The sequence below is a fragment of the Kitasatospora sp. NPDC029367 genome (assembly GCF_055569135.1).
Genome location: NZ_JBVHYH010000005.1, coordinates 1 through 2,875, shown reverse-complemented (window position 1 = coordinate 2,875; position 2,875 = coordinate 1). Strand labels below are relative to the sequence as shown.

Sequence of the window (2,875 nt, the reverse complement as noted above, 5' to 3'; positions counted from 1 at the left end):
GCCCGCCCGCTGGGCCGCCGCCCTGCGTTAGTTGGCTCGCAACACCCCCCCCCCCCCCCGGCCTCCCGGGCGGGCGGGGCGCGTCACCGTCCGGGCGTGACCGGGACGGACGACCAGCGCGGCGCCCGGGGGCCGGTCAGGCGGTGGCGGGGCCGAACCAGCGGGCGAGTGCCCCGTCCAGAGTCGGCTGGTCCTGGCCGAGCCAGGCCACGTATCCGTCCGGGCGGAGCAGGACGGCAGGGGCGTCGAAGTCCTCGGCGGGGTCGGTGACGTGGTCGACGCGGTCGGACCAGCCGGCCACCGAGAGGGCGCCCCCGGTGGCGTCGAGCAGCAGGGCCCGTCCGCCGTGCATCCGCTCGTACAGGCGACCGCTCTTCAACCGGAGGTCCCGCAGCCGCCGTCCGAGCAGCTCGGGACCCTCGCCGAAGTCGTAGCGGACACCGACGCCGAAGACCAGCTCGGTCATGTAGCGGTTCACCTCCTCGAAGTCCATCAGCGTGGAGAGCAGCTCCCGCAGCGCGACCGCACCTGGCTCGGAGCCCAGCAGCGTCATCTGGGCCCGGGTGTTGGCCAGCACCCGGGCGCCCACCGGGTGGCGCTCGGCGTGGTAGCTGTCCAGGAGGCCCTCGGGCGCCCGGCCGTGGACGGCCGTGGCGAGCTTCCAGCCGAGGTTGTAGGCGTCCTGGATGCCGAGGTTGAGGCCCTGCCCGCCGGTGGGCGGGTGGATGTGCGCCGCGTCGCCGGCCAGGAAGGCCCGGCCGACCCGGTAGCGCTCGGCCTGCCGGGTCGCGTCGCCGAAGCGGGAGAGCCAGCGGGGCGAGTGCGCACCGAGGTCGGTGCCGGCGATGGCGCGCAGCTGCTGCCGGAACTCCTCCAGGGAGGGGCCGTCGGCGCGGTCCTCGGCGACGTCCGGGGCGGGCACGATCACCCGGTAGAGCCCCTCGCCCCGGGGGACGGCGCCGAAGCGCAGCTCGGTTCGGCGGACCCGGGCGACCACCTCCTCGACGGTCGCCGGATCCTCGGCCAGCGACAGCTCGGCGAGCAGGGTGTCCACCCGGGACGGCTCACCGGGGAAGGCGACACCGAGCCGGCGGCGCACCGTGCTGCGGCCGCCGTCGCAGCCGACCAGGTAGCGCGAGCGCAGCCGGGTGCCGTCCGCCAGTTCGACCGTGACCCCGTCCTCGTCCTGGTCGAGCCCGGCCACCTCCTGGCCGCGCCGGACCTCCGCGCCGAGCTCGGCGGCGTACGCGCCGAGCAGCCGCTCGGTGACCGGCTGCTCGACGGACAGGCCGTAATCGTGGGCGGTGTCCATGGTCTCCGGCCACGGCTTGTGGATGTGGCCGAAGAAGCCGCCGACCCGGAACTTGCGGCCCTCCGCGAGGAACCGGTCCAGCAGCCCGCGCTGGTCCATCATCTCCACGCTGCGCACGTGCAGGCCCTGGCCCCGGGACTCCGGGGTCGGCTCGGTCAGCCGCTCCAGGACGACCACCCGGACGCCTTGCAGCCGCAGTTCGATCGCCAGCATGAGGCCGGTCGGCCCACCGCCGACCACGATCACGTCGATCATCGGAACAATCCCCCAGTGAGTGTCGAACGAGGCCGGACGTTCGGACAATGGCCCGCGTACGGTGCGAACCGTACGAATCGCCAGGTTCCGGCCTCGGTCGACGATTGTGCGCCCCGAGGGGGGCCTTGCCGCAAGGCCCCCCGTGCGCGGTACCTTGACAGTGGCGGGGAGGCTCTGACCTCCCCGCCTTCGCTGTCCACGGGAGCCCGCGGCACCCGCCGGACGTTGCCGGGCGCCGCGGGGCGGTCGACTGCGTCCGGGTCAGTCGGCCAGGGCGCGGCGCAGGACGGCGCCGAGTTCGGCGTGCTGGCGCTGGGAGATGTCGGCGGACACGATCGCGTGCGAGCCGTGGAAGGTGCCCGGCCACTGGTGCACCTCGACGGAGACGCCCGCCTGGAGCAGGCGCAGCGCGTAGCCGAGGTCCTCGTCGCGGTTGGGGCAGTACTCGGCGGTGGCGATGTAGGCCGGTGGCAGGCCGGTGAGGTCGGCGGCGCGGGCCGGGGCCGCGTACGGGGTGGCGGCCCGGCCTCCGAGGTAGTGCCGCCAGGCGTCGATGGCCTTGGCGCGGTCGAACCAGGGCGTGTCGGTGAAGTTCCGCGCCGACCAGGTGTCGTGCCGGTCGTCCAGGCCGGGCTGGTTGAGCAGTTGGAAGCGGATCGCCGGCCCCTGCTCGTCGCGCGCCCGCAGGGCGAGCCCTGCCGCGATCCCGGCGCCGGCGCTGTGGCCGCCGACCGCGATCCGGTCCGGGGCGACGCCGAGCTCCGCCGCGTGGTCGACCGTCCAGCGCAGGACGGCGTGGGCGTCGTCCAGAGCGGCCGGGTACGGGTGCTCGGGCGCCAGCCGGTAGCCCACCGAGACCACCACCGCGCCGGAGCCGACCGCGAGCCGGGCCGCCCACGGGTGCTCGGTCTCCACGGTGCCCATGACGAATCCGCCGCCGTGCAGCCAGACGACCGCTCCCCGAGCCCCGGCGGGCCGGTAGATCCGGACCGGGACCGGGGGATCGGCCGGCACCGTACGGTCCTCGACAACCATGTCCCCGAGGTCGGGGACCGGTACGGAGGCGGCGAGTTCGGCGAGTTGCCTGCGGGAGTCGGCCGGGGAGGAGAGGTCGGACTTCGGGAACAGCGGGACGAAGGCTTCGAGTTCGGGATCCATGCCGATCATCCTGGCGGCTGCCCGGGGGCCGGTCATCCGCCGTCCGTCGCGGCTCACGCCGCCGCCAGGGAGTGAGCCGTGGAGGGGGAGGGGGGTGGGCGCCACCCTCCCTGTGTGGTGGGGGGGGTGGGGGGGGGGGTGTTGGGGGTT

Annotated in this window: 2 protein-coding genes; both read right to left on the bottom strand. The window is 75.1% G+C overall.

Annotated elements, in window-relative coordinates:
* Positions 1 to 136 precede the first annotated feature (136 nt).
* Positions 137 to 1,567 (bottom strand): rifampin monooxygenase, encoded by a 1,431-nt coding sequence (gene rox / locus ACZ4W5_RS04790; protein ID WP_465652843.1) that lies wholly within the window; start codon positions 1,565 to 1,567, stop codon positions 137 to 139.
* A gap of 261 nt (positions 1,568 to 1,828) precedes the next feature.
* Positions 1,829 to 2,725, bottom strand: a complete 897-nt coding sequence (locus tag ACZ4W5_RS04785; protein WP_465652841.1) for an alpha/beta hydrolase — start codon at positions 2,723 to 2,725, stop codon at positions 1,829 to 1,831.
* Between the last annotated feature and the right edge of the window lie 150 nt (positions 2,726 to 2,875).